We start from the raw sequence: 26,040 nt of genomic DNA on the forward strand, positions 1-26,040 counted from the left end.
AAGCGACAGCCACTTTCCAGAAAAGGGCTGGCCCTACCCCATCAACGGCCGCCACTCCGTCGAGCATTCACCAAACCCTGCGTGACCTTTAAGCAACGCAATGTGGCGAAAATGCAACGATGAGCGGAAGGTGTCAAGCAGTCGGGAACAAACTAACCATCAAGCGCCGCGAGAGCTGCGATAGACCGAGACGCCCAGTTCCCGGATCTTCTTGCGCAGCGTGTTGCGGTTGAGGCCGAGGAGATCGGCCGCCTTGATCTGGTTGCCGCGGGTGGCGGTCAACGCCGCCAGGATGAGCGGATATTCCAGCTCCGTCAGGACGCGATCGTAGAGACCCGGCGGCGGCAGGTTTTCGCCGAAGCTCGCGAAATAGCTGCGCATGTTTTCTTCCACGGCCTGCGCGATGGTGAGCGAACCGCTGCGGGTGCCCATCTTGTCGATCGGGCTATCGGGAACATCCGAGCGCAGCTCCGATTCGATGATCTCGCGGCTGATGACCTCCTGCGGATAAAGCGCCATCAGGCGCCGAACCAGGTTTTCCAGCTCGCGCACGTTGCCCGGCCAGGCATAGGCCTTCATCAGATCCAGCGCCTCGCTGTCGAAACGCTTGGCATCCAGCCCTTCCTTCTCGGCCATCTGCATGAAGTGGCGCACCAGATCCGGAATGTCCTCGGCACGGTCACGCAAGGGAGGCAGGCGCAGCGGCACGACGTTGAGGCGGTAATAGAGGTCCTCGCGGAAGAGGCCCTGGTTGATCAGATGCTTCAAATCCTTGTTGGTGGCCGCGACGATGCGCACGTCGGTGCGGATCGGCGTACGGCCGCCGACGGTGGTGTATTCGCCCTGCTGCAGGACGCGCAGGAGGCGCGTCTGGGCGTCCATCGGCATGTCGCCGATCTCGTCGAGGAAAAGCGTGCCGCCCTCGGCCTGCTCGAAGCGGCCGGTGGAGCGGTTCTGGGCGCCGGTAAAGGCGCCCTTCTCGTGGCCGAAGAGTTCCGATTCGATCAGGTCGCGCGGGATGGCGGCCATGTTGATCGCCACGAACGGACCGTTGCGGCGCTTGCCGTAGTCGTGGAGCGCGCGGGCGACCAGTTCCTTGCCGGTGCCGGACTCGCCGGTGATCATCAGCGTCAGGTCGGTCTGCATCAGACGGGCGAGCACGCGGTAGATTTCCTGCATGGCGGCGGAGCGGCCGACCAGCGGCATGCCGTCCTGCATGTCGTCGTCGAGGCGGGCGGGCTTACGCTTCGGCTCAGCCAGCGCCCGGCCGATGATGGCGATCAGTTCGGTCAGATCGAAGGGCTTGGGCAAGTAGTCATAGGCGCCTTTTTCTGACGCCTTGATGGCGGTCATGAAGGTGTTCTGGGCGCTCATGACGAGCACCGGCAGCTCGGGCCTGGCTTTTTTGATGCGCGGCAGGAGGTCGAAGGCGTTCTCGTCCGGCATGATCACGTCGGTGACGACGAGATCCCCCTCGCCGGCCGAAATCCAGCGCCACAGGGTGGCGGCATTGGAGGTGATGCGCACTTCGTAGCCTGCCCTGGTCAAGGCCTGGTTCAGAACGGTGCGGATGGCCGCGTCGTCGTCGGCGACAAGGATCGTGGCAGTCATTTTACGTTTCCTGTGGAGTTCAAGGCGCGGCCGTCCATGGCCTCTTCCTTGTGCATGGGCATTAGAACACGGAATATCGTACGGCGCGCCTGGCTGTCGCATTCGACGATGCCGCCGTGGCCGCCGATGATCTTGGCGACCAGGGCCAAGCCCAGGCCCGAGCCGTTCGTCTTGGTGGTGATGAAGGGATCGAAAAGATGCGGCACGAGGTCGCTCGGAACGCCCGGTCCGTTGTCGATGACGCAGAATTCGAGCGGCAGGGAGATCTTGTCCCGGGTGCCGGCGACCGACAGCTTGATGCCGGGACGATAGGCGGTGGTCAGCATGATTTCGCCGTCCGGCTGGTCGCCGACGGCTTCGGCCGCGTTCTTGATGAGATTGAGGAAGACCTGCACCAGCTGGTCGCGGTTGGCAAAGACCGGCGGCAGCGACGGATCGTACATTTCGGAAATCTTGATGTTGCGTGCAAAACCGGCCTTGGCGACCGCCTTCACGTGATCGAGCACCGAATGGATGTTGAGGGCTATGCGATCGACAGGCCGTTCGTCGGAAAACACTTCCATGCGATCGACCAGCGAGACGATGCGGTCGGTCTCGTCGCAGATCAGCTGGGTCAGCGCCCGGTCGTCGTCGGGAACGACGCTTTCCAGAAGCTGGGCGGCGCCGCGGATGCCCGACAGCGGGTTCTTGATCTCGTGGGCGAGCATGGAGGCCAGGCCCGTCACCGAACGCGCGGCGGCGCGATGGGTGAGCTGGCGGTCGATCTTGTCCGCCATCGATCGTTCCTGGAAGACGACGACCACCGAGCCCGGTTCACTGACCACGGGCGCGACATAGAGATCGACCAGCTTGTCCTGGCCGAGGCGCGGCGAAGACAGGTCTACGCGGTATTCGTTGACGGGCGCCTTACGCTCGCGCACCTGGTCGATCAGGGCGAGAAGCGGGCTGCCGAACGGGATGAAGGTGGAGATCTTGTTCTTGGCGAGATGGGGGGCGCTGGCGCCGAAGAAGGCCTCCGCCTCCCAGTTCGCAAACGCGACCTTGCCCGCCGCATCGACCAGGATCACCGGGTTCTGCACCGAGTTGAGGACGGCCATGGCGAGCGCGTTGCCGATCGTGGCATCCTGCGCCTGGGACTTGCTCATGCGGCCTCCTTCTGGGCGACGGCGGGCTTTTGGGCGTCGAAGGATTGGCCGCCGAGCGCTGCAATCATCCGGCACGAGACATCGGCCGGGTCTTTCGAAATCATGATGGAGGCCTTTTCTTCGACGGGCAGACCCGACGCATAACGGTCGAGATACCAGCCGAGCTGTTTTCGCGCATGGCGGAGGCCGGCCTCGCGGCCGTAGAGCTCCAGCATTGCTTCATAGTGTTCGATGACCAGATCGGCGATCTCGGCCTGAGACGGTGCGGCATGGCCGGCGAGCCAGCCGACATGCCAGGGACGCCCCTGAGCACCGCGCCCGACCATGACCGCATCGGCACCGGAGCGCGCCAGGATGTCCTGAGCGTCCTCGGGCGATTCGACGTCGCCATTGGCGATCAGCGGGATGGAGATCGCGTCGCGCACCGCGCGGATCGCATCCCAGTCCGCCCTGCCCTCGTAGAACTGCATGCGGGTGCGGCCGTGGATGGTCACCAGCTGGATGCCGGCCTGTTCGGCGCGGCGGGCGATCTCCGGCGCGTTGATGGAGTTCTCGTCCCAGCCGAGCCGCATCTTCAGCGTTACCGGCACCTTGACGGCATTGACGGTCGCCTCGATCATCGACAGGGCGTGGTCCGGATCGCGCATCAGCGCCGAGCCGGAATAACCGCCCGTCACCTTCTTGGCCGGACATCCCATGTTGATGTCGATGATATCGGCGCCGTTATCGGCGGCGATCTTCGCGGCCAATGCCATCGGCTGCGCCTCGCGGCCGGCGAGCTGTACCATGTGCGGCGAGATGCCGGCGCCCTTCAGCCGCGCCCATGATTCGCCGCGGTTGAGAATGAGCTCGCCGCTGGCGACCATTTCCGTCACGACCAGCCCGGCGCCATAGCGCCAGGCAAGCTGCCGGAAGGGCAGATCGGTGACGCCGGACATCGGCGCCAGGACGACGCGATTGCGAATGGCGACAGGCCCGATCTGAAAAGGCTTGGCAAGATCTTGAAAACTCAAATGATGATCTTTCGGGCACATGAGATAGTTGCACTATTTTTATTCAGGTCTCGGGCATTTGCCAAGAGCAATTCCTGAACTGCGTTATTTTTGAGCGGCATGCTGGAATTCAGGCTTTTGGTCCTATAGTTCTCCGCCTGTCAATCCAAAACGAGTTACGGGTCGGGGACGACAAATCCATGACAATCGGTTCCAAGACAATCGGTATCGTCATCGTCGCCGCAGGCCGCGGGGAACGGGCAGGCTCTCCTGAGGACGGCCCCAAACAGTATCGGCGGATCGGCGGCAGACCGGTCATTGCCCATACGCTCGAACGGTTTCTGACCTGGTCCCGCAGTGGCCCGATCGTCGTCGTCATCCATCCGGACGACGAGGCGTTGTTCGCGGCGGCAACCGTCGGCGTCAAGGGAGCGGCCGGGCTGATCACCACGTTCGGCGGAGAAACGCGGCAGCGCTCGGTCTATGAGGGCCTGCGCGCCCTCTCCGGCACCGAGGCCACCCACGTGATGATCCACGACGCAGCGCGTCCCTTCGTCGACCACGGCGTGCTCGAGCGGGTGGCGCAGGCGCTCGACGAGGGGCAGGACGGCGTGCTGCCGGCCGTTCCGGTCAGCGACACGCTGAAACGCGGCGGTTCCGACGGGCTGGTGCACGAAACCGTGCCGCGCTCCGGCCTCTATGCCGCCCAGACGCCGCAGAGCTTTCGTCTCTCGGAAATCCGCACCGCCCATGAAAAGGCGGCGGCACTGCGCCGCGAGGATTTCACCGACGATGCTTCGATCGCCGAATGGGCCGGCCTGCCGGTGACGCTGGTGGAAGGATCGGTCGACAATATCAAACTCACCGTGAAGCGGGATATCGCCATGGCCGACGAAAAACTCTCGCAGACCCGGCCCCCGGCCGCGCTACCCGATGTGCGGACCGGCAACGGTTATGACGTGCACCAGCTGGAACCCGGCGAAGGCGTGACGCTCTGCGGCGTGTTCATTCCCCACGACCAGAAGCTCAGCGGGCATTCGGATGCCGATGTCGCGCTGCATGCCCTGACCGACGCGCTGCTCGCCACCTGTGGCGCCGGCGATATCGGCGACCATTTTCCGCCGTCCGACATGCAGTGGCGCGGCGCGGCGTCAAAGATCTTTCTCGACCACGCTGCGAAGATCGTCCGCGAACATGGCGGTACGATCATGAACGCCGATATCTCGCTGATTGCAGAGGCACCCAAGATCGCCCCGCATCGCCAGGTGATGCGTCAAAACCTCGCAGACATTCTCGGCATTTCGCTCGACCGCTGCTCGGTCAAGGCGACCACCAACGAGAAAATCGGCTTCATCGGCCGCCGCGAGGGTATTGCCGCGATCGCCACGGCGACCGTGGTTTATCGCGGAGACGCCGCATGAGCCTGTTTCCCGCCGATGTCCAAGACCAGGCCCGGAAGATCGTTGCCGATTTCACGGCGCGCGGGTTGATGGTCGCGACTGCCGAATCCTGCACCGGCGGGCTGATCGCCGGGGCGCTGACCGAGATCTCTGGCTCGTCCGCCGTCGTCGACCGCGGTTTCGTCACCTATACGAACCAGGCGAAGATGGACATGCTCGGGGTAATGCCCGCCACTCTGGCGACGCATGGGGCGGTGTCGAAGGAAACGGCGCTGCAGATGGTGCATGGTGCGCTTTATCGCTCACAAGCCGCCGTGGCGGTCGCGGTGACCGGCATCGCGGGACCCGGCGGCGGATCGGCGGAAAAGCCGGTCGGGCTGGTGCATCTGGCTGCGAAAAGCCGCTCGGGGAAAATCCTGCATCGGGAAATGCGCTACGGCGATATCGGCAGGACCGAGGTAAGGCTGGCGACGGTGCGCACCGCGCTCGCGATGCTGGCCGAGGTGGCGGCTCAGGCGTAGATCTTGTCGGCCCTTGTCTCGAAGGCTTCCGCGAACATGCGAAAGGCGCGGTCGAACATCGAGCCCATCAGGGCGCCGAGGATCATGCTCTTGAACTCGTAATCGATGTAGAAATGCACGATGCACCCCTCCGGGCCGGCATTCGGGGAGCCGCCCGCCGCTGGCTCGAAGCTCCAGCGGTTGTCGAGATATTTGAACGGTCCCTCGATATATTTCACGTCGATGATCCGCTCGGCGGGATTGAGCAGGACCTGGGTGGTGAAGGTCTCCCGGATCGCCTTGTAGCCAACCGTCATGTCGGCGACCAAAAGCGTCTTGCCGTCGCGCTCCTTGGAGGAGCGTACCGTCAGCGCTTCGCAGAGCGGCAGGAATTGCGGATATTTTTCGACGTCGGCAACGAGCGCGTACATCTGCTCAGCGCTGTGCTTGACGGGACGGCGGATTTCAAACTTTGGCATGATTTTCAGTTAAGCGCCCGCTCCGACAAGATCAAGAAGATCGCGCGTCTCACGACGGGATTTCAACACCAGAACCGGTTTTCCGGCAGCGTGCGCCGCCAACCCGGCAAGCACGCGCGGGCCATAAACTTTCTCCCAGGTCCACACGAAGCGGAGGAAGTCGAAATCGATCTTCTCCGGGCAGCCTGGCGCCATCTCCGGGCGGGTACCGCCCCTGTTGGTGATCCAGCGGCTGAGGATACCCCAGACGCACAGCCAGCGCGGCATGCGCACCCAGATGACGAGATCGCTGCGCGGCACGCGAATGTCGAACGTAGAGGTATTGGTGCCGTCCATGATCCAGCGTTCGCCGGCGGTCAGCGCGACGATGAGCCGGTGCTGTTCCAGTTTTTCCCTCTGCACCCAGCCCGGCAGCCAGAGCACGTCGCGGTCGATCGAAATATAGGCGAGCCCGAAGCGGCGGGCGATCTTCTGCGACAGCGTCGATTTACCGCCACCGGAACAGCCGATGACCAGGATTCGGTCGGCATTCCGGACCTTGTCGGCCGCTGCCGTAATTCCTACGTAACGGATCGCATTCGGGCCAGATTCTATGTCCATCATGATCTCCCGTGAACCAGGCGCAGTATCGTGACTGGCGGTAGCCGCCGATGATGACAGGAGGATTTCAATGTCAGGCAGACGACGCTATAGAGATTGCCGAATGCGATTGTGACAGGCCGTTGACAAGGCCTCAATCGGCCGGTTCAACCGTCAGTCAATTTGTTGATGTCAGATGGCATTCAGATTGATAAGATTTAATGTAGGATTCATCCGGTTGTATGATCTATTGCCGCTCATGAGCGTACAATAGCAATATTCGACCGACAGCAGAGCGGGCGCACCCGAAAGAAGCATCCATGGACGATTTCTCGCAGATGATAAAGCTGCTCGAATCCGCAAAGCAGCTCGCAGACATGAACCAGCTCCCGATGCTGGTCTATCTTATTGAAATGGCGAAGAGTGAGGCGCGCGGACACCGCTTCACGCTGCGCGAACGCCGGCGTGGCCAGGACAGACACGAAAAGGTCCAGGCCGCCGAATAAGGCTTACACCCGGCTCGCCGCCCTACTCGGCGGCGGCCAGGATCTTCTTCTCGCGTGCAGCCCTGAGGCGAGCGAAATCGTCTCCGGCATGATGCGAAGACCGGGTCAACGGGCTCGACGACACCATCAGGAAACCCTTGGCATAGGCCACCGTCTCGTAGGATTTGAATTCGTCCGGGGTGACGAAGCTCTCTACCTTATGGTGCTTTCGGGTCGGCTGCAGATACTGGCCGATCGTCAGGAAATCGACGTCCGCGGTGCGCAGGTCGTCCATCAGCTGCAGCACTTCGTTGCGTTCCTCGCCCAGCCCCACCATGATGCCCGACTTGGTGAACATGGTCGGATCCAGCTCCTTCACCCGCTGCAGCAGCCGGACGGAGTGGAAATACCGGGCGCCGGGGCGCACCGTCAGATAGTTGCCGGGCACGGTTTCCATATTATGGTTGAAGACATCCGGCTTGGCGGCGACGACGCGCTCCAGCGCACCGGGCTTCTTCAGGAAGTCGGGCGTCAGAATCTCGATGGTCGTCATCGGCGATGCCGCGCGGATCGCCCAGATCACCTTTTCGAAATGCTCGGCGCCGCCATCCGCCAGGTCATCGCGGTCGACGGAGGTGATGACCACGTGGGACAGGCCCATCTGCTTGACGGCCTTGGCGACGTTTTCGGGCTCTTCCATGTCGAGCGCGTTCGGCTTGCCGGTCGCGACATTGCAGAAGGCGCAGGCGCGGGTGCAGATCTCGCCCATGATCATGAAGGTGGCGTGTTTCTTGTCCCAGCACTCGCCGATATTGGGGCAGCCCGCTTCCTCGCAGACCGTTACCAGCTTGTTTTCCTTCACGATCGCACGGGTTTCCTGATAACCCTTGGAGACCGGCGCGCGAACGCGGATCCATTCGGGCTTGCGCATCACTTCCTGGTCGGGACGATGCGCCTTTTCCGGATGACGGACGCGCTTTTCATCGCCGGATGCGATCGTGTCGAGAATGGTGACCATAGATACCTGCTTTCAACCGCTCGGAACGCGGGTTTCGTCAACGCCTGACGAGCTTGGCGACAAATAGCAAAATGCAGGAGCCGATGAAACCTGCAACCAGGTAACCCAGCCATCCGTCTGCAACATGGATGTTGAACCTGTTGAAGATGCCGTTGGCGAGAACCGCGCCGACGATGCCGATGACGATGTTCATGAAAATGCCGAAACGGACATCCATCAGCTTGCCGGCGAGCCAACCCGCCAGGCCGCCGATGATGATCGCCGCAATCCAACCTACACCCATGAGAACCCCCGTTGAAACCAAGTTTGAAAGATATGGGCGACCGCTCGCCCGTTCGCAATATTGGTGGACAGGCCGGCCCCACCTAAATCGTCATCCTCGGGCTTGACCCGAGGATCCAGGCCACGTCCTGCGAGGGAAGAGTGGATCCTCGGGTCAAGCCCGAGGATGACGGCGGATGTGGCACCTCCCCACCCATCCCAAACGCTGGCAGCGAGCAATGCAGTGCCTATTACGCATTCAGCGCCCGGCCATACGCATCCAGCACGCTTTCCTTCATCGTCTCGGAAATCGTCGGATGCGGGAAGATCGTGTGCATCAGCTCCTCTTCCGTCGTCTCCAGGTTCATGGCGACGACGAAGCCCTGGATCAGTTCGGTGACTTCGGCACCGACCATGTGGGCGCCGATGAGTTCGCCCGTCTTCTTGTCGAAGATTGTCTTGACGAGGCCCTGGTCCTCGCCGAGCGCGATAGCCTTGCCGTTGGCCACGAACGGGAAACGGCCGACGCGGATGTCGCGGCCCTGCTCCTTCGCCTTGGCTTCGGTGAGGCCGACCGAGGCGACCTGCGGGTTGCAATAGGTGCAGCCCGGGATCTTCAGCTTGTCCATCGGATGGACGTTCGGCAGGCCGGCGATCTTCTCGACGCAGATGACCGCTTCGTGTTCGGCCTTGTGGGCAAGCAGCGGCGGGCCGGCGACGTCGCCGATCGCATAGAGGCCGGGCACATTGGTCTTGCCGTAGCCGTCGATGACGATGAAGCCGCGGTCGGTCTTCACGCCAACGGCCTCAAGGCCGATCCCTTCGATATTGGCCTGGACGCCGACGGCGGAGATCATCCGGTCGGCGGTGATCTCCTGCGTCTTGCCGTCCTTGAGCTCGATCGTCGCGGTGACCGAGTTGGCACCCTTCACGACCTTGGCGACCTTGGCTTCGAGCAGGATCTTCATGCCCTGGCGTTCGAACTGCTTCTTGGCGAGTGCGGAGATGTCCGCATCCTCGACCGGCATGACCTGGCTCATGATCTCGACGACCGTGACCTCGACGCCCATGGTGCGGTAGAAGCTCGCGAACTCGATGCCGATCGCGCCCGAGCCCATGACCAGCAGCGACTTCGGCATCTCCTCCGGCTTCATCGCCTCGAAATAGGTCCAGATCAGCTTGCCGTCCGGCTCGATGCCGGGCAACGCGCGCGGACGGGCGCCGGTGGCGATGATGATGTGCTTGGCGGTATAGGTTCCCTCGCCCAGCGTGTTCTTCGGTACCGGCCCCTGCGGCTGAACAACCGGCTTGGTCGACTTTCCGACAACGATCTCGCCGGGCTTGGTGAGTTTCGCCTCGCCCCAGATGATGTCGACCTTGTTCTTCTTGAACAGGAAGCCAACACCGTTGTTCATGCGGTGGGCGATGCCGCGCGAACGGTCGACGATCGCCTTGACGTCCGGCTTGATCGTGCCTTCCAGCGTCAGGCCGTAATCCTTGGCGTGGGTCGCGGTGTGCATGACGGCGGCCGAGCGCAGCAGCGCCTTGGTCGGGATGCAGCCCCAGTTGGAGCAGATGCCGGCGAGGTGCTCGCGCTCGACGACGGCGACCTTCAGGCCCAATTGGGATGCACGGATGGCGGCGATATAACCGCCCGGACCGGAACCGATAACGATGACGTCGTAAGCATTGGCCATAGGCGCTTCACTCCTTGGTTTCAGCGGGCGCGGGATAGACCGCAAGCCCTGCTTTTGTTTCTTCGGGAGCGAAGCGCCGGCCTTTCCGGTGTCAGGCGTCGGTCTCTTCGACGACCGGTTCCACCCGCGTCAGCATCCCGTATATCTCGTCCTTCAGGGCCAGCCGCCGCTTGCGCAGCTCGACCATGCTAATATCGTCGCATGGTTCCATTCCTGTCTCGGCCTTGTGGACCTCGTGGTTCACATCCTCGTATTCACTGCAAATCCGGTGGAAATGCCCGTCCGTTTCGCGCAGGTGGCGCATCTGGACGAGATATTCCGGAAATTCTTCCGCAAGATGGTGTGGCGTGCTCGACATTTCTATCAACTCCATGCTGATGACATGGAGAGGTAGAACCCACCCCTTCCCGCTACTCCTTGACCCTGGTCAACCGCTTCGCACTCATCATAGCCCCAGCATCATTCGCGCGATGGGTTCGAGGCCGCGCCCGATGGCACGGGTATTTTCTGCATCGAGATGCACGCCGTCGACCGGCGTCGTTCTGGCGACGGATCCTGCATCAAAGAAGCCGCAACCCATCTCATCGGCGAGATCGCGATAAAGCGAAGCGAGCATTTCCGACTGCTCGATGCCGCCCCTGAACGATGCGCCGGTCAGCGGATTTGCGGTTTCGCAGAGCCGCGGCGGCGCGACGATGAGGATTTCCGGCGTTTCGCATTCGCGCCCCCAGTCGTGGAAGCGAACGAGGCTGACCAGCTTTTTCACGCCTGCCCGGGCGCCGATCGCCGTGCCATGGATAATCGGCTTCAGGTCGTTGGTGCCGAGCATGACGATCACCAGCTCGAGCGGACCATGGCTATGAAGGACGGTCGGCAGCAGCCGCGCGCCGTTGCGGTCGCAATCGGCAAGCCCGTCGTCATAGGCCGTGGTGCGGCCGCCGAGACCTTCAGCAACCACGTTGACGGACGACCCGAGCGCCGCCTGAAGCACGCTCGGCCAGCGATCCTCGAAGGCATGGCGGCCGCCGGTCGCGGCATCCGTGCCCCAGGTCAGTGAATCGCCATAGCAGAGGACGGTTTTCATGCACGCATCTCCGATTCCCCTCCCGCTCCGCGGACACCCTCCCCGCAAGGGGGAGGGAAAGACCGTGCTAGACCAGCATCGCCATCGGGTTTTCGATGTAGCGCTTGAAGGCGGACGCGAGTTCCGCACCGAGCGCGCCGTCGATGACGCGGTGGTCGAAGGCGAAGGTTGCGGTCATGACCGTGCCGATCTTGATCTCGCCGTTCTTGACGATCGGCTTCTCGACGCCTGCGCCGATCGAAACGATCGAGGCCTGCGGAAGATTGACGATCGAGGTGAAGTTGGAGACACCGAACATGCCGAGGTTCGACACGGATGTCGTGCCGCCCTGGTACTCTTCCGGCTTCAGCTTCTTGTCGCGGGCGCGCCTGGCGAGATCCTTCACCTCGTTGGAGATGACGGACAGCGTCTTCGTTTCAGCCTTGCGGACAATCGGGGTGATCAGGCCGTCAGGGATCGACACCGCCACGCCGACGTCCGCATGCTTGTGCAGCACGCGGGCCGTAGAGGTCCAGGAGGCATTCGCCATCGGGACATCGCGCAGAGCGAGCGCCATCGCCTTGATGATGAAGTCGTTGACCGACAGCTTGAAGGCGGGAACATCGCCCTTGTCCGTCTTTTTCATCGGCGAAGACTTGTTGATCTCGGCGCGCAGCGTCATCAGCGCATCGAGCTCGCAATCCATCGAGACGAAATAGGACGGAACCGTCTGGCTCGACTCGGTGAGGCGCGAGGCGATCGTCTTGCGCATGCCGTCATGCGGCAGAAGCTCGTAGGAACCCTCGGGGAAGAGTTTCAGGACGGTATCGTCTGCCGGACCCTTCGCAAGGGCCGGAGCCGCTGCTGCAGCAGCCTGCGGAGCGGCAGCCGGAGCTGCCTTCGCACCACCGGAAGCGACGGCCTTTTCGATATCGGCCTTGACGACGCGGCCGTGCGGGCCGGAGCCGGCAACGGCGGAAAGATCAAGGCCGGCTTCTTTTGCGAGGCGACGGGCGAGCGGGGATGAGAACGTCTTTGCGCCGCCCGATGATGCCGGGGCAGCAGCCGGAGCCGGAGCGGCCGCAGCAGGTGCCGGAGCCGGTTCGGAAGCCTTCTGAGCAGGTGCGGCTTCCGCCTTCGGGGCGGGTGCAACCTCGGCCGTGGGAGCCGGGGCAGAACCACCGCCGGCGGCGGCGGCCGAGACATCCTCGCCATCGGCGGCGAGGATGGCGATCAGCGCGTTGACCTTGACGCCCTCAGTGCCGGCCGCAACGACGAGCTTGGCAACGGTGCCCTCATCGACGGATTCGACTTCCATGGTCGCCTTGTCGGTCTCGATCTCGGCGAGCACGTCGCCGGACTTGACCTTGTCGCCTTCCTTGACCAGCCACTTGGAAAGATTGCCCTCTTCCATGGTCGGAGACAGGGCAGGCATGGTGATGTTGATCGGCATCGAAACATCCTCCCCTTATTTGTAGCAGACGGTTTTCACCGCCTGGACGACTTCGCCGACATTCGGCAGCGCCAGCTTTTCAAGATTGGCCGCATAAGGCATCGGAACGTCCTTGCCGGCGATCGTCAGGATCGGCGCATCGAGATAATCGAAGGCCTGCTGCATGACGCGCGTGGCGATTTCGGTACCGATCGAGTTCTGCGGATACCCTTCCTCAACGGTGACGAGGCGGCCGGTCTTCTTGACCGATTCGATGACCGTCGGAAGGTCCATCGGGCGCAGCGTGCGAAGGTCGATCAGTTCGACGTCAATGCCTTCCTTTTCCAGTTCGGCGACCGCCTTCACGGCATAGGTCATGCCGATGCCGAAGGAAACGATGGTGACGTCGTTGCCCTTTTTGTGGATGCGCGCCTTGCCGATCGGCAGGACGAAATCGTCGAGCTTCGGCACCTCGAACTGGTGACCATAGAGGATTTCGTTTTCCAGGAAGACGACCGGGTTCGGATCGCGGATGGCGGCCTTCAGCAGGCCCTTGGCGTCTGCCGCCGTGTAGGGCATGACGACCTTGAGGCCCGGGATCTGGCTGTACCAGGTGGCATAGTCCTGGCTGTGCTGCGCGCCGACGCGGGCGGCGGCACCGTTGGGTCCGCGGAACACGATCGGCGCACCCATCTGGCCGCCGGACATGTAAAGCGTCTTGGCGGCCGAGTTGATGATCTGGTCGATCGCCTGCATGGCGAAGTTGAAGGTCATGAACTCGACGATCGGCTTCAGGCCCGCCATCGCGGCACCGACGCCGACGCCGGCAAAGCCGTGTTCGGTGATCGGCGTGTCGACCACACGGCGCGGTCCGAATTCCTGCAGCAGCCCTTGCGTGATCTTGTAGGCGCCCTGGTATTCGGCGACTTCCTCGCCCATGACGAAGACGTCTTCGTCGCGGCGCATTTCTTCGGCCATGGCGTCACGGAGCGCTTCGCGAACGGTGGTCATGACCATTTCGGTGCCGGCCGGAATATCCGGGTCGGCAGCGACGGAGGCAATCGGCTGGGCCGGGACGGGAGCAGCCGAAGCGGCGGCAGCCGGCTTTTCTTCCGGCGCAGCCTGAGCTTCAGCCTTCGGAGCCTCCTTGGCAGGCGCCGAAGAACCGATCGCATCTGCACTCTCGCCGTCCTGCAGGAGCACCGCGATCTTGGTGTTGACCTTGACGTTTTCGGTGCCGGCTTCGACCAACAGCTTGCCGATCACGCCTTCATCGACGGCTTCCACTTCCATGGTCGCCTTGTCGGTTTCGATTTCGGCGATCACGTCGCCGGAGGTGACCTTGTCACCCTCTTTTTTCAGCCACTTGCTGAGCGTGCCTTCCTCCATGGTCGGAGAAAGCGCGGGCATCAGGATATCGATTGGCATTTAAGTTCCCTCCCGCGATCAGAGCAGAATGTCGGTGTAGAGCTCGGACGCATCCGGCTCCGGATCGGCCTGGGCGAAATCGGCGCTATCCGAAACGACGTCGCGGATATCCTTGTCGATCGCCTTCAGCTCGTCCTCGGTGGCCCAGCCCTTTTCGATGAGGCGCAGACGCACCTGCTCGATCGGGTCGTGCTCGGAGCGCATCTTCTGCACTTCGTCCTTCGAGCGATACTTCGCCGGGTCGGACATCGAGTGGCCGCGATAGCGGTAGGTGAGCATTTCAAGAATGATCGGGCCCTTGCCGGAACGGCAATGCTCGAGCGCTTCGTCGCCGGCGGCCTTCACGGCGCGAACGTCCATGCCGTCGACCTGGATGCCGGGGATGCCGAAGCTGGAACCGCGCAGCGAGTAGTTCGACTGCGCCGTGGCGCGGGCCGTCGAGGTGCCCATCGCATAACGGTTGTTCTCGACGATATAGACGATCGGCAACTTCCAGAGGGCCGCCATGTTGAAGCTCTCGTAGACCTGGCCCTGGTTGGCGGCGCCATCGCCGAAATAGGCGACGGAGACGCTGTCGTTGTTCCGGTAGCGGTTGGCGAATGCCAGCCCCGTTCCAAGCGAAACCTGGGCACCGACGATGCCGTGGCCGCCATAGAAGTTCTTTTCCTTGGAGAACATGTGCATGGAGCCGCCCTTCCCCCGGGAATAGCCGCCCTTGCGCCCCGTCAGTTCCGCCATGACGCCACGCGCGCTCATGCCGGTTGCCAGCATGTGCCCATGGTCGCGATAGGCGGTGATGACCTGATCACCGTCCTGCTGTGCCATCTGCATGCCGACGACGACAGCTTCCTGGCCGATATAGAGATGACAGAAACCACCGATGAAGCCCATGCCATAGAGCTGGCCGGCCTTTTCCTCGAAACGGCGGATGAGCAGCATTTCACGATAGGCGTGAAGATCCTGGTCCTTGCCGAAATCCGGGGTGTTCTTGCCCGTAAACTCCTTGGCGGAGGATTTCGAGGCCGATTTGATTGCAGACTTTGCCGCTGGTTTGCGGCCGGATACAGACGCGGTCTTGGTCGGCGCCATTCATCCCTCCCTTTGAGTTCTGCGTTGAGAGCGAGACTGCGCCCTGACGTGTATCGCCAGATTCCCACTCTGGTGTCGGGGCGTACCATAGGCAAGAAAAGCTGCCCCAGCAATGCCATAAATGCATGGCTCACATTCCGCGCAACCCACTGAAAAGGTTAGCGAAATGTGAAATCAACCAAAATTCGGTTAATTTAGAAATAGTTGTTGAAGATGACGATTTCGTCGCCGCGGGAAATATTCAGCTGATAGCGGGCGATCTCGTCCAGCATGTCCTTGTCGAGCGATCCGTCGCTCATCAGCTGAACCTGCCGCTCAAGCGTTTCCCGCCGGGCGGTCAGCTTGGCCAGCTCCCCTGCCCGCGCCTGTCGCTGGCGCTCGAATTCCTCCGTGGCGATCAGGCCGAGATCACCATGGACGGAATGATAGCCGAAGTAGGACAGAAACGCGACTGTGATGGCGGGAAGGACAAAACGGCCGAATTTTCTTTTCTTATGGTGCTTTGTCCACATGCCGCTCTAACGCCTTGCCACGCTTACGGGATCTCAAATCAGATCCAAACCAGAGCTTCAAATTCGCAGAACTTGCTTAAGCAATCGTTGACCAGAATCGAGTCCGGAAAAAGCCCGCGTCTTTCGGCGCGGGCTTCCATGAAAATCTCGAACCTGGGAGGCCATCAGGCCTTCAGGATGCCGCGGCCGGCATAAGTGGCCTGCGGACCCAGCATCTCCTCGATGCGGATGAGCTGGTTGTATTTGGCAAGCCGGTCGGAGCGCGACAGCGAGCCGGTCTTGATCTGTCCGCAATTGGTGGCGACGGCGAGATCGGCGATCGTCGAGTCTTCGGTTTCACCCGAGCGGTGCGACATGACCGCCGTGTAGCTCGCCTTGTGAGCGGTCTCGACGGCGTCCAGGGTTTCCGACAGCGAGCCGATCTGGTTGACCTTGACGAGGATGGAGTTGGCCACACCCATCTTGATGCCATCACGCAGGCGGGCCGAATTGGTGACGAACAGGTCGTCGCCGACCAGCTGGCACTTGGCGCCGATCTTGTCGGTCAGGTACTTCCAGCCGGCCCAATCGTCTTCGGCCATGCCGTCCTCGATCGAAATGATCGGGTACTTGGCTGCAAGCTCGGCGAGGTAATCGGCCATGGCTTCCGGCTCGAGCGTGCGGCCTTCGCCTTCCATCTCGTACTTGCCGTTCTTGAAGAACTCGGTCGAGGCGCAGTCGAGCGCCAGGCAGACGTCGTCGCCCGGCTTGTAACCGGCCTTTTCGACCGATTTCATGATGAAGTCGAGGGCTTCCGACGCGCTCTTCAGGCCCGGTGCGAAACCGCCTTCGTCGCCGACATTGGTGTTGTGGCCCTGGGCTGCCAGTTCCTTCTTGAGGACATGGAAGATTTCCGAGCCCATGCGCACGGCATCCTTCAGCGTGTCGGCGCCGACCGGCATGACCATGAATTCCTGGAAGTCGATCGGGTTGTCGGCATGGGCGCCGCCGTTGATGATGTTCATCATCGGGACCGGCAGGACATGGGCGTTCGGGCCGCCGACATACCGGTAGAGCGGCAGGCCGGAGGTTTCTGCGGCCGCCTTGGCGACGGCGAGCGACACGCCGAGGATGGCGTTGGCGCCGAGGCGCGACTTGTTCGGCGTACCGTCGAGCGCGATCATCGTCTTGTCGATATGGATCTGGCTTTCGGCATCAAAACCGCCGATCGCATCGAAGATCTCGGTGTTGACGGCTTCGACAGCCTTTTCGACGCCCTTGCCGTGATAGCGCTTGCCGCCGTCACGCAGTTCGACGGCTTCATGGGCGCCGGTGGAGGCGCCCGACGGAACGGCCGCACGGCCCATCGAACCGTCTTCCAGATAGACATCCACCTCGACGGTCGGATTGCCGCGGCTGTCGAGGATTTCGCGGGCGATGATATCGGTGATGGCGGTCAAGGGTCTCTCCCTGGTTTGGACTTGACGTCACGAGGTCACTGAAAATGTCTCATAATCAATGACACGAAAATTACAATCGAAGCAGTTTGCGCGCTTTTTGTGGGCGGGCTCAAGCCGCCTTGGCAACGGCATCGAGGGCGAGCAGCTTTTCGAGGAGCCGCGGCATGTCCTTCAGATACACCATGTTGGGGCCGTCCGAGGGCGCGTTGTCCGGGTCCTGGTGGGTTTCCAGAAAGACGCCGGCGACACCGACCGCGACGGCTGCTCGGGCGAGTACCGGCACCATTGTGCGGTCGCCGCCGGTGGAGGCGCCCTGCCCGCCCGGCTGCTGCACCGAATGCGTCGCATCAAAAATGACCGGGGCGCCGAGCGACGCCATGATCGGCAGCGAGCGCATGTCGGAGACGAGCGTGTTGTAGCCGAAGGAGGCGCCGCGCTCGCAGAGCAGCACGTTCGGATTGCCGCTCTGGGTGAGCTTGGCAAGGACGTTCTTCATGTCCCAGGGGGCCAGGAACTGGCCCTTCTTGACGTTGATGACACGGCCCGTCTTGGCGGCTGCCACAAGCAGGTCTGTCTGGCGGGAGAGGAAGGCCGGTATCTGCAGGATGTCGACCGTCTCCGCCACGACGGCGCACTGCTCTTCCGTGTGAATGTCGGTCAGGACCGGAAAGCCGAATTCCTTCTTGAGGTCGGCGAAGATTTCCATGGCGGTTTCGAGCCCGATGCCGCGCTTGCCGGAAATCGACGTGCGGTTGGCCTTGTCGTACGAGGACTTGTAGACGAGGCCGATGCCGAGCTTGCCGCAGAGTTCCTTCAGCGCGCCTGCCATCATGAAGGCGTGGTCGCGGCTTTCCATCTGGCAGGGGCCGGCGATCAGCGACAGTTTTGCGTCCTGCGCGAAAACCACCTTGCCGTCTCCTTCGCCGACGGAGACGCTGGAATTTGCGGTAACTTCCATGAATCTATTCCTCGAAGCCGAACAAAACACCCTGGCCGGGCGCCGCCGAGACGAGAACACGGCCCTCCCGGCGGACGAATGCGACGTCATTAGCAGCAAGGGTGATCTCTGTCACGGCAAGATCGGCCGTCTTGAAGATGATCAGCCGGCCGCGCAGCCCCTCTGCACCCGGCGCCGACGGCAGGGCGAATTCCGCTTCGAGTTCGTGATCCTGCAGGATGCGAATGCGGGCATTAGCCGCGGCAAGCTCGAGCGATGCAGCCTCCTGCTTGGCCTTTGTCATCAGCACCTGCTCGGCAAGGGCTGCGAAATCGAAGGGCGCCGATGCCGACAGGATGATCTCGCTCAGCCCCATGACCGCATTGGAATGGCGCTCCAGTTCGTCGCGACCGGCCGGCAGGGGTGTGATCCGCTGGCACGAAAACATCAGGAAGTCGGGCGCCCGGTCGTCACCCGCAAAAGCCAGCCGGAAGCTCGCCTGGGTTTCGGAACCGTCGGCCAAGGTCATCCCGCGAGAAAATTCCAGCACGTCGCCTGCTGAAACGCCACGCATCTTGAACCGCGCGTGATCGGCCATCGCGTCGCCCGTGGCGACAACGAGTGCCGAAAAGCCCTGCCTGTCGCGTCCCTTGCGGAAGGCCAGATCGCGTGCGGTAAAAACGTTGCCCCGTTTGGCAGCAGCGCTTGCATGACGGCGATTGGCAACGGCCAGCGGCTCCAGATAGCTGCCATCCGAGAAGAACACACAAGCATTGGCTGTGCCGAAAGGATGAAAAGCGTCGGGCGCAACTGTAAAACCAAGCTTCGTGAGTCGGGAACGCGCAGCGGCAAGTCCCGCCACCGGCAGCACGAGATGATCGATCGGTCTTGCGTTCAAGCGAGGGCCCCCGGAATTGGAATCGCAAAGCTACTTTGGCAGCGGGCTCGCGCCGCGCAAGTGGTGAGACTCGAGATATCTGGCACGCATCTATGAAGAAAAAATCATCATACTTCACAGAAATTTAGGGACTTGCAGAACACATATGGAACATATAGTGTCCGTTCTGGATTTGTTTCCGACTCTGAGGGTGCCAAAAGATGCTCACGCGCAAACAACAGGAATTGCTTCTGTTCATTCACGAACGCATGAAGGAATCCGGCGTCCCGCCGTCATTCGACGAAATGAAGGACGCTCTCGACCTCGCGTCCAAGTCTGGCATCCACCGCCTGATCACCGCGCTCGAGGAGCGCGGCTTCATCCGCCGCCTGCCGAACCGGGCCCGGGCGCTCGAAGTCATCAAGCTGCCGGAAGCGTACTCTCCTAGCATGCAGCCGCGACGCGGCTTCTCGCCCAGTGTCATCGAGGGCAGCCTCGGCAAGCCGCAGCCCGTCGCGGTGCCTCCGAAGCCCGCCGCCAACGACGACCCGTCGAACGCCACGACCGTTCCGGTCATGGGCCGCATCGCTGCCGGCGTGCCGATCTCGGCGATCCAGAACAACACGCATGACATCGCCGTGCCGGCCGAGATGCTCGGTTCCGGCGAACATTATGCGCTGGAGGTCAAGGGCGATTCGATGATCGAGGCTGGCATTCTCGACGGCGATACCGTGATCATCCGCAACAGCAATACGGCCAATCCGGGCGACATCGTCGTGGCGCTGGTGGACGACGAGGAAGCGACGCTGAAGCGTTTTCGCCGCCGCGGCGCCTCGATCGCGCTCGAAGCGGCCAACCCCGCCTACGAAACCCGGATTTTCGGGCCTGACCGGGTGAAGATCCAGGGCAAGCTCGTCGGCCTCATCCGCCGGTATCATTGATCATCTGCCGGAGCGGTTCCGGCAATGACCTGTCGAAACCCTGGCTTCGCCAATCGTAGTGGCGGTGCCTGCTCCAGGGACGGTTTCCGCCCGCCATGGCGGCGCGGATTTGCCAGCGGCGGATGTCGGTCGCGCCGTTGAGGGAAATCTCCAGGGCGCCCGCCTTGCGAAGCGTGGCAGCATTGATCATCAGGGCGCCGGACCGGCATTGATCGAAGCGGGCACGCGGCGCAATGACAAGATTGGCGGCGTCGCAGGCGGCACCCGCATAGCGGCCGTCCTCGACAGCGATAACGATGCCCTTGCCCATACTTGCCGCACACCAGGCCGTCGACTCACAGGTGAAGCGGCCGGCAGGCGCTTGTTTCATTTGCGACTTTGCCGTTTCGAGTTGCTGCGGGGTCAGTTCGAGGCGCTCGTTGGTTTTCGCGCCGGGTGGCTTGTCGTCGGGCGGCTTGTCCCTGGGTGGCGACATTTCAGGCTTGGTGGGATCGCCGAGCAAAAGCGCCCTCTTCCACTGATCGTAGACGAAGTCGGGCGGGCGGGCGCGATTGGTGGCGACTCCTTCCCCGTCTACAAGGGCGACCGTGGTCCCGTCTTCCGAGATCAGGATGTCCGGCAGGGGCATCGACCGCTCATGCCAGGAAAGCAGCAGAGCGGTCACCATCAGCGGCACGCCTATCAGTCTCAGTTTCGTCCTCAGTAGTGTCAGCAGCAGAAAACCTGCCGTCGAGACGGACAGGAACCAGGGATGCTGTCGCCCCATGCCGACATCGCCGCCCCAGGCGGCGACGTGTTTGGCGATGGCGATCACCCACTCCAGGCCGAGGCCCATGAGCTTCATGAAGGGGGCATCGAGGCCGAACGGCATCAGCAGCATGCCGGCCAGCCCGGCCGGCATGACCACGAAGGAGATGATCGGCATGGCGGCGAGGTTGGCGGCAAGGCCGTAGGTGGCGATACGGTGGAAATGCTCGACCGAGAACACGGCGGTCGAGATGCCGCCGATCAGCGAGGTCACGAAGATGCCGGCCGCGAAATTCCAGGATGCCAGCACCGGCGTCACCACAGGGTGACGGAACGGCAGGGGTTCGGGATCGCGGCGTTCCGCCCTGTGTTTCCAGAGTGCATAGCCGGCGACCAGGGCGGCGGTGGCGGCAAATGACATCTGGAAGCTCGGGCCCAGTATTTCCGAGGGCGACATGGCGATGATCACCAGTGCGGACAGCGCGACATTGCGCAGGCTGATCGATGGCCGGTCGAAGAGGACGGCGACCAGCATGATCGCCATCATGATATAGGCCCGCTCGGCGGAAACGCCGAAACCGGAGATCAGGTAATAGGCCGTCGCCATCATCAGCGCGCCGAGTGCGGCGATCTTCTTGACCGGATAGGCCTGGGCGAAGCCCGTGAAGACGGAAAGCACGCTGCGCACGCCGACAAAGAAGATGCCGGCGGCGAGCGCCATGTTCAACCCGGAAATGGCAACAATATGGGCGAGGCCTGACAATCGCAGCGCCTCGGTGGTATCTTCGGAAATCGCCCGGCGCTCGTCCGTGACGATCGCCGCGGCAAAGGCGCCGGGATCTCCGGGCACGGTCTCCCGGATACGGGTTGCGATTGCGCTGCGCAGATCGAAAAGCTGGATTTCGATGTCCTCCATCCAGCTCCGGGTTGAAGGGAGAACAGCCTGCTTTTTCGGCGCTCCATAGAAAAATCCGACCGCGCCGATGCCGTCGAAATAGGACGAAAAGGCAAAGTCGTTGAGGCCCGGCAGGGCGGGTCCCGACGGGGGTGAAATGCGGGCGCGGCCGCTGATCGTCTCGCCGGTCTGGGCGGGCTCATGGCGGGACCTTGAAAGCAGAGATACACGCTGCGGTGGGCGCCTGACTTGCGGATTGGAGGTCCGCTCGATGCGGACGATATAACGCCAGCGGCCCTGGGCGTCGCTCTCCCTGCGCTCGACCACGCCGGCAAGCTCGGTCGTCACCGGCGTATCGAGAATGACGGTGGACCGCCTCCAGGTCTCCAACTGCGCCAGCATCATGCCTCCGAGAAAGAGCGTGAGAGCGAGCGGCAACAGGTGCGTGGTACCGGACCGGTGGCGCGAGACGATCACAAATATCGCGCTGACGCAAAAGAGGAGGAAATACGGCCAGAAAGCCGGGGTCTGCGGCAGCGCGAACCAGCAGGCGGCCCCTGCCCCGACGACTACGGGCAGAAAAAGGAAGCCATGGCCATGGACCGCCTCCTCCTCCAGCATGACCGGGAGACGGCGCCGCAGTCGGTCAAGCCGTCGGCTCGTTGAGCGGCGAAAGGGGCCGCCGGACGTATGAACCGGCGGGCGGCTTTCGATCGCCGGAAAGAGCTCCGCCAGATCATGGACCTTGACCGAGTCGGATGCACCTCCGTTTATGCGGGAAGCCGGCTGCCGGGATATCAGCCTCCCTGCCTCGACACGCGTCGGAAATGCATCTTCCTCCTTCATGAAACGCTCTGTCCGCCCCACCGCCAAACATGCGGCAATGCAACCTGCGCGTTTCCCCCGCAGCCGTCAACTGGCGGTTAAATATCGGGAATTCCAGGGGGCGAACAAGAGTTGCAACAGGAAGTTGGACATCCAAGCAAAAGCCGCTGCCCAATAATCTTTCGCGCTGCACAAAATGCCGTCACGACAGCTTGGCATCAGCTTTCGGATCATATAGCAAAGCTGTGGACGCTTAATTCTTGTGGCGCTTTTAGGGCGCCATGCCGCCAAAAGGTTGGAGGATCAGCATGACGGAAACAAGCGCAAATCTGGTAATCGGTGACAGACAAGTCGATCTGCCGGTCAAGTCGGGTACCATCGGTCCTGACGTGGTCGACATCGGCGCTCTCTACAAACACACCGGCACCTTCACCTACGACCCGGGCTTCACCTCGACGGCGTCTTGCGAATCCAAGATCACCTATATCGACGGCGACGCGGGCATCCTGCTGCATCGCGGCTATCCGATCGAACAGCTGGCCGAGCATGGCGACTTCCTGGAAACCTGCTACCTGCTGCTTTACGGGGAACTGCCGACCGCAGCCCAGAAGAAGGACTTCGACTATCGCGTGACCCATCACACGATGGTGCATGAGCAGATGAGCCGCTTCTTCACCGGCTTCCGCCGCGACGCCCATCCGATGGCCGTCATGTGCGGCTGCGTCGGCGCGCTGTCTGCCTTCTATCACGACTCGACCGACATCACCGATCCCCACCAGCGCATGGTCGCTTCGCTGCGCATGATCGCCAAGATGCCGACGCTTGCCGCGATGGCCTACAAGTATCACATCGGCCAGCCCTTCGTTTATCCGCAGAACAACCTGGACTATGCGTCGAACTTCCTGCGTATGTGCTTTGCCGTTCCCTGCGAAGAGTATGTGGTCAATCCGGTGCTGTCGCGCGCCATGGACCGCATCTTCATCCTGCATGCCGACCACGAGCAGAACGCTTCGACCTCGACGGTCCGCCTCGCCGGTTCCTCGGGCGCCAACCCGTTCGCCTGCATCGCGGCCGGCATTGCCTGCCTCTGGGGCCCGGCCCACGGCGGCGCCAACGAAGCCGCGCTCAACATGCTGATGGAAATCGGCACGGTCGACAAGATCCCGGAATATATCGCCCGCGCCAAGGACAAGAACGATCCGTTCCGTCTGATGGGCTTCGGTCACCGCGTCTACAAGAACTACGATCCGCGCGCCAAGATCATGCAGAAGACCACGCATGAAGTTCTCGGCGAACTCGGCCACAAGGACGATCCGCTCCTGCAGGTCGCGATGGAACTCGAGCGCATCGCGCTCACCGACGATTACTTCATCGAGAAGAAGCTCTACCCGAATATCGACTTCTATTCGGGCATCACGCTGAAGGCGATGGGTTTCCCCACCACCATGTTCACCGTGCTCTTCGCTCTCGCCCGCACCGTCGGCTGGATCGCCCAGTGGGCCGAAATGATCGAAGATCCGCAGCAGCGCATCGGCCGCCCGCGCCAGCTCTATACCGGCGAAGCGCAGCGGGACTACGTTCCGGTTTCCAAGCGTTAATCGAACACGGTATCCAACAAAAAACCCGGTCAGCGATGACCGGGTTTTTTAGTGTCCAGAACCTGGAGAACGATGCCGGCGGCGGCCTCGCCGGGCGGCACGGGCACCTGCAGCCGCTCCCAGGTGAGATCGAAACCTTCGATCATCGCGCGACGTTGCAAAGTGTCGGAGGACAGGCGTTCGGCCCAGCGGCAAAGACTTGCCGGACGCACCACGTCGTTGACGTATTCCGGCACGACCGCGTAATCGGCGATCAGATTCGGCAGCGCGCCGGACCAGGTCTTGATCCGTTTTGCGAGCATGGTGATCAGCCAGTCGGTCTTGTAGGCCGAGACGACCGGAATTCCGGCAAGGCCAAGTTCGAGGATCACGGTGCCGGAGGCAGCAAGCGCTGCATCGGCCTCGGCGAATGCCGCCCATTTGCCATCGGCGTTGGCGGTAATCTCGGGCTTCACTTCGAAACCGGCGGCGATCTCGCGCACCAGCTTTTCCTGGCGGGGCACCGTCGGCAGCACAAAGCGGGTCGGCCCGTTGCGGGCGACGAACTCGCGGGCCGCTTCGCCGAAGACCGGCAGCAGCGCCTTGATCTCCGCCGAGCGGGAGCCCGGCAGAAGCATGATCGTCTTTTCCTCACCCGGAGCCTTCACCGGGCGCCCGGCCCGTATGCCGCGGACCTTGAGGAGTGACGGGTCGGCCGTCAGACGGTGGCCGACGAAGGTGGTTTCCGGCCCGCCGAGACGCTTCATGGCCTCAGGCTCGAAGGGCAGCACGGCCAGGACATGATCGACATAGGGAAGCATCGCCTTGGCGCGATATTCCTTCCACGCCCAGACGCTCGGGCAGACGTAATTGACGACCGGCAGGTCCGGCAAAGCGGCGCGCACCTTTTTGGCGACGCGATGAGTGAAATCGGGGCTGTCAATGATGATCAGCACATCCGGCTTTGCCGCAATGATGGCAGCCGCCGTCTGGTTGATCCGCTTGATCAGGTTCGGCAGGCGGGTGATCACCTGGGTAAGCCCCATGATCGACAGTTCGGAGAAGTCGAAGAGCGAGGCGAGACCTTGCGCTTCCAACGCTTCGCCACCGACGCCGACGAGCTCGACCGGGCCGTCATGGGCTGCCTTCAAGGCCGCGATCAGATCGCCGCCGAGAAGATCGCCGGATACTTCGCCGGCGATGACGCCGACCTTCAAGGTCCTGACCATCACAATCCTCCTTGCGGCAGGCCGGGATCGATGCCGCAAACGAAAATACCGGCAGCATCGGCCGCGGCAATCATCTTGGATTCTTCCAGCACCAAAGCGCGTCCCGCCTCCACGGCGATGCCGGCGAGACCGGCCTTGATGGCGTTTTCGATGGTCGACGGGCCGATTGTCGGCAAATCAGCGCGCATGTCCTGCTGCGGTTTGCAGAGCTTGACGAGTACGCCTTTGCGGCGGGCGGAGATGCGGCCTTCGGCGCGCAATGCAGTCACCCGTTCCAGCATCCGGTCCGTGCCCTCGACGCCTTCCAAAGCCACGACACGTCCGCCGACGCTGACCGCGCCCTGGCCGATGTCGAGTTCGCCGAGACGCTTGGCGGCTTCGGACGCCCGGTCGATATCGCGGTGGTCATCGTCCGAGGGCGCATGAGCGCCGAGCGGTCCGGTCTTGGCAAGCAGGCCGGGCACGATCTCGTGGGCGCCCAGCACCTCGCAGCCCATCGCCTCGATGAGCTTGATGACCATCTGGAGCACCGAGTCGTCGCCGCCGGAAAGAAGCGTGCGGACAACCGAGGGGACTTTCAGGATCGTCCGGAAGGTCGGATGGATGTCGCGCCAGTCGGGCCTTCGGGCGACACCGCCCGACAGGATGACGCGGGTGATACCCTTTTCGCGAAACAGGCGTTCGATTGCCGAAAGATCGCCGACGCCAACGGAAACCGCTTCGAAACCATCGAAGCTCTGATCGGATTCATTTGCGAGCGCTACGATCAGAGGTGTTTCGCCAGCCGCCCGGGCGGCTTTCGCCACATAGAGGGGCAAGAAACCTTTCCCGGCGATGATCGCCAGCCGGCCCTTCGGCGCAAGGCTCGGGAGGCCGGCCATG

The 26,040-nt window shown here is 62.5% G+C and carries 25 protein-coding genes; 5 read left to right on the forward strand and 20 right to left on the reverse strand.

The annotated features are described in order from the left end of the window. Positions 1-159: 159 nt before the first annotated feature. From ntrC to dusB, 3 genes are read right to left on the reverse strand one after another with little or no spacing between them, the layout of a single operon-like run. Entirely contained in the window at positions 160-1,611 is a 1,452-nt protein-coding gene (gene ntrC / locus J2857_RS09320; RefSeq protein WP_037087225.1) for a nitrogen regulation protein NR(I), read from the reverse strand. After that, positions 1,608-2,756: a two-component system sensor histidine kinase NtrB gene (locus J2857_RS09325; protein ID WP_210009808.1), complete on the reverse strand. Its 1,149-nt coding sequence runs from the start codon at positions 2,754-2,756 to the stop codon at positions 1,608-1,610. Before J2857_RS09325 ends, ntrC begins: the two co-directional genes overlap by 4 nt. Further along, complete coding sequence (dusB, locus tag J2857_RS09330) at positions 2,753-3,790, reverse strand: tRNA dihydrouridine synthase DusB (protein WP_210009809.1); 1,038 nt, start codon at positions 3,788-3,790, stop codon at positions 2,753-2,755. Before dusB ends, J2857_RS09325 begins: the two co-directional genes overlap by 4 nt. 158 nt (positions 3,791-3,948) lie before the next feature. Here dusB and J2857_RS09335 point away from each other — a divergent pair, with 158 nt between their 5' ends. Together J2857_RS09335 and J2857_RS09340 are read left to right on the forward strand one after the other, a co-directional pair. Further along, on the forward strand, positions 3,949-5,169 hold the full coding sequence (locus J2857_RS09335; protein WP_210009810.1) for a bifunctional 2-C-methyl-D-erythritol 4-phosphate cytidylyltransferase/2-C-methyl-D-erythritol 2,4-cyclodiphosphate synthase: 1,221 nt from the start codon (positions 3,949-3,951) through the stop codon (positions 5,167-5,169). Beyond that, complete coding sequence (locus J2857_RS09340; RefSeq protein WP_210009811.1) at positions 5,166-5,669, forward strand: CinA family protein; 504 nt, start codon at positions 5,166-5,168, stop codon at positions 5,667-5,669. The genes J2857_RS09335 and J2857_RS09340 overlap by 4 nt, the downstream gene beginning before the upstream one ends. Here J2857_RS09340 and J2857_RS09345 read toward each other — a convergent pair. Both J2857_RS09345 and J2857_RS09350 read right to left on the reverse strand, forming a co-directional pair. After that, positions 5,660-6,127: a type II toxin-antitoxin system RatA family toxin gene (locus J2857_RS09345; protein ID WP_210009812.1), complete on the reverse strand. Its 468-nt coding sequence runs from the start codon at positions 6,125-6,127 to the stop codon at positions 5,660-5,662. The two genes, J2857_RS09340 and J2857_RS09345, sit on opposite strands and share 10 nt — an antisense overlap. 9 nt (positions 6,128-6,136) lie before the next feature. Continuing rightward, positions 6,137-6,730, reverse strand: coding sequence for an AAA family ATPase (locus J2857_RS09350; protein ID WP_210009813.1), 594 nt, complete (start codon positions 6,728-6,730; stop codon positions 6,137-6,139). Between the two features lie 296 nt (positions 6,731-7,026). On the opposite strand from J2857_RS09350, the gene J2857_RS09355 reads away from it, so the two are divergent. Beyond that, complete coding sequence (locus J2857_RS09355; protein ID WP_210009814.1) at positions 7,027-7,212, forward strand: hypothetical protein; 186 nt, start codon at positions 7,027-7,029, stop codon at positions 7,210-7,212. A 22-nt stretch (positions 7,213-7,234) separates the two neighbouring features. On the opposite strand, the gene lipA is transcribed toward J2857_RS09355, so the two are convergent. The 12 genes from lipA to J2857_RS09415 all read right to left on the reverse strand — a co-directional run bounded on the left by lipA (position 7,235) and on the right by J2857_RS09415 (position 18,965). Next, positions 7,235-8,209: a lipoyl synthase gene (lipA, locus tag J2857_RS09360; protein ID WP_210009815.1), complete on the reverse strand. Its 975-nt coding sequence runs from the start codon at positions 8,207-8,209 to the stop codon at positions 7,235-7,237. 37 nt (positions 8,210-8,246) lie between these two features. Next, the gene (locus J2857_RS09365) at positions 8,247-8,492 is read right to left on the reverse strand and encodes a GlsB/YeaQ/YmgE family stress response membrane protein (protein WP_210009816.1); all 246 of its coding nucleotides are present in this window, start codon (positions 8,490-8,492) and stop codon (positions 8,247-8,249) included. A 229-nt stretch (positions 8,493-8,721) separates the two neighbouring features. Then, positions 8,722-10,167 carry a dihydrolipoyl dehydrogenase gene (gene lpdA / locus J2857_RS09370; protein ID WP_210009817.1) on the reverse strand — a complete coding sequence of 482 codons (1,446 nt, stop codon included), beginning with the start codon at positions 10,165-10,167 and terminating at the stop codon, positions 8,722-8,724. A gap of 91 nt (positions 10,168-10,258) precedes the next feature. Then, positions 10,259-10,525, reverse strand: a complete 267-nt coding sequence (locus J2857_RS09375; RefSeq protein ID WP_210009818.1) for a YdcH family protein — start codon at positions 10,523-10,525, stop codon at positions 10,259-10,261. An 87-nt stretch (positions 10,526-10,612) separates the two neighbouring features. Then, positions 10,613-11,251 carry an SGNH/GDSL hydrolase family protein gene (locus tag J2857_RS09380; protein WP_210009819.1) on the reverse strand — a complete coding sequence of 213 codons (639 nt, stop codon included), beginning with the start codon at positions 11,249-11,251 and terminating at the stop codon, positions 10,613-10,615. A gap of 67 nt (positions 11,252-11,318) precedes the next feature. Continuing rightward, the gene (locus tag J2857_RS09385) at positions 11,319-12,683 is read right to left on the reverse strand and encodes a pyruvate dehydrogenase complex dihydrolipoamide acetyltransferase (protein WP_210009820.1); all 1,365 of its coding nucleotides are present in this window, start codon (positions 12,681-12,683) and stop codon (positions 11,319-11,321) included. Positions 12,684-12,698: 15 nt separating this feature from the next. After that, the gene (locus J2857_RS09390) at positions 12,699-14,090 is read right to left on the reverse strand and encodes a pyruvate dehydrogenase complex E1 component subunit beta (RefSeq protein WP_210009821.1); all 1,392 of its coding nucleotides are present in this window, start codon (positions 14,088-14,090) and stop codon (positions 12,699-12,701) included. An 18-nt stretch (positions 14,091-14,108) separates the two neighbouring features. After that, complete coding sequence (gene pdhA, locus J2857_RS09395; RefSeq protein WP_210009822.1) at positions 14,109-15,179, reverse strand: pyruvate dehydrogenase (acetyl-transferring) E1 component subunit alpha; 1,071 nt, start codon at positions 15,177-15,179, stop codon at positions 14,109-14,111. Between the two features lie 194 nt (positions 15,180-15,373). Then, positions 15,374-15,691: an FtsB family cell division protein gene (locus J2857_RS09400; RefSeq protein ID WP_210009823.1), complete on the reverse strand. Its 318-nt coding sequence runs from the start codon at positions 15,689-15,691 to the stop codon at positions 15,374-15,376. Positions 15,692-15,855: 164 nt separating this feature from the next. Further along, complete coding sequence (gene eno, locus J2857_RS09405; RefSeq protein WP_210009824.1) at positions 15,856-17,130, reverse strand: phosphopyruvate hydratase; 1,275 nt, start codon at positions 17,128-17,130, stop codon at positions 15,856-15,858. A 109-nt stretch (positions 17,131-17,239) separates the two neighbouring features. Next, the gene (gene kdsA, locus J2857_RS09410; protein ID WP_210009825.1) at positions 17,240-18,088 is read right to left on the reverse strand and encodes a 3-deoxy-8-phosphooctulonate synthase; all 849 of its coding nucleotides are present in this window, start codon (positions 18,086-18,088) and stop codon (positions 17,240-17,242) included. A 4-nt stretch (positions 18,089-18,092) separates the two neighbouring features. Further along, complete coding sequence (locus tag J2857_RS09415) at positions 18,093-18,965, reverse strand: VOC family protein (protein ID WP_210009826.1); 873 nt, start codon at positions 18,963-18,965, stop codon at positions 18,093-18,095. A 200-nt stretch (positions 18,966-19,165) separates the two neighbouring features. Between J2857_RS09415 and lexA the strand changes: the two genes are divergently transcribed. After that, positions 19,166-19,885, forward strand: a complete 720-nt coding sequence (gene lexA / locus J2857_RS09420; RefSeq protein WP_210009827.1) for a transcriptional repressor LexA — start codon at positions 19,166-19,168, stop codon at positions 19,883-19,885. Here lexA and J2857_RS09425 read toward each other — a convergent pair. After that, the gene (locus tag J2857_RS09425; RefSeq protein ID WP_210009828.1) at positions 19,866-22,373 is read right to left on the reverse strand and encodes a ComEC/Rec2 family competence protein; all 2,508 of its coding nucleotides are present in this window, start codon (positions 22,371-22,373) and stop codon (positions 19,866-19,868) included. The genes lexA and J2857_RS09425 overlap by 20 nt on opposite strands. 287 nt (positions 22,374-22,660) lie before the next feature. On the opposite strand from J2857_RS09425, the gene gltA reads away from it, so the two are divergent. After that, complete coding sequence (gltA, locus tag J2857_RS09430) at positions 22,661-23,950, forward strand: citrate synthase (protein WP_210009829.1); 1,290 nt, start codon at positions 22,661-22,663, stop codon at positions 23,948-23,950. A 29-nt stretch (positions 23,951-23,979) separates the two neighbouring features. Here gltA and lpxB read toward each other — a convergent pair whose 3' ends face one another. Continuing rightward, positions 23,980-25,158, reverse strand: coding sequence for a lipid-A-disaccharide synthase (gene lpxB, locus J2857_RS09435; RefSeq protein ID WP_210009830.1), 1,179 nt, complete (start codon positions 25,156-25,158; stop codon positions 23,980-23,982). After that, the gene (locus J2857_RS09440) at positions 25,158-26,039 is read right to left on the reverse strand and encodes an LpxI family protein (protein ID WP_210009831.1); all 882 of its coding nucleotides are present in this window, start codon (positions 26,037-26,039) and stop codon (positions 25,158-25,160) included. Before J2857_RS09440 ends, lpxB begins: the two co-directional genes overlap by 1 nt. Position 26,040 lies beyond the last annotated feature (1 nt).

It is taken from the genome of Neorhizobium galegae, assembly GCF_017877055.1.
Taxonomy (GTDB): Bacteria; Pseudomonadota; Alphaproteobacteria; order Rhizobiales; family Rhizobiaceae; genus Neorhizobium; species Neorhizobium galegae_D.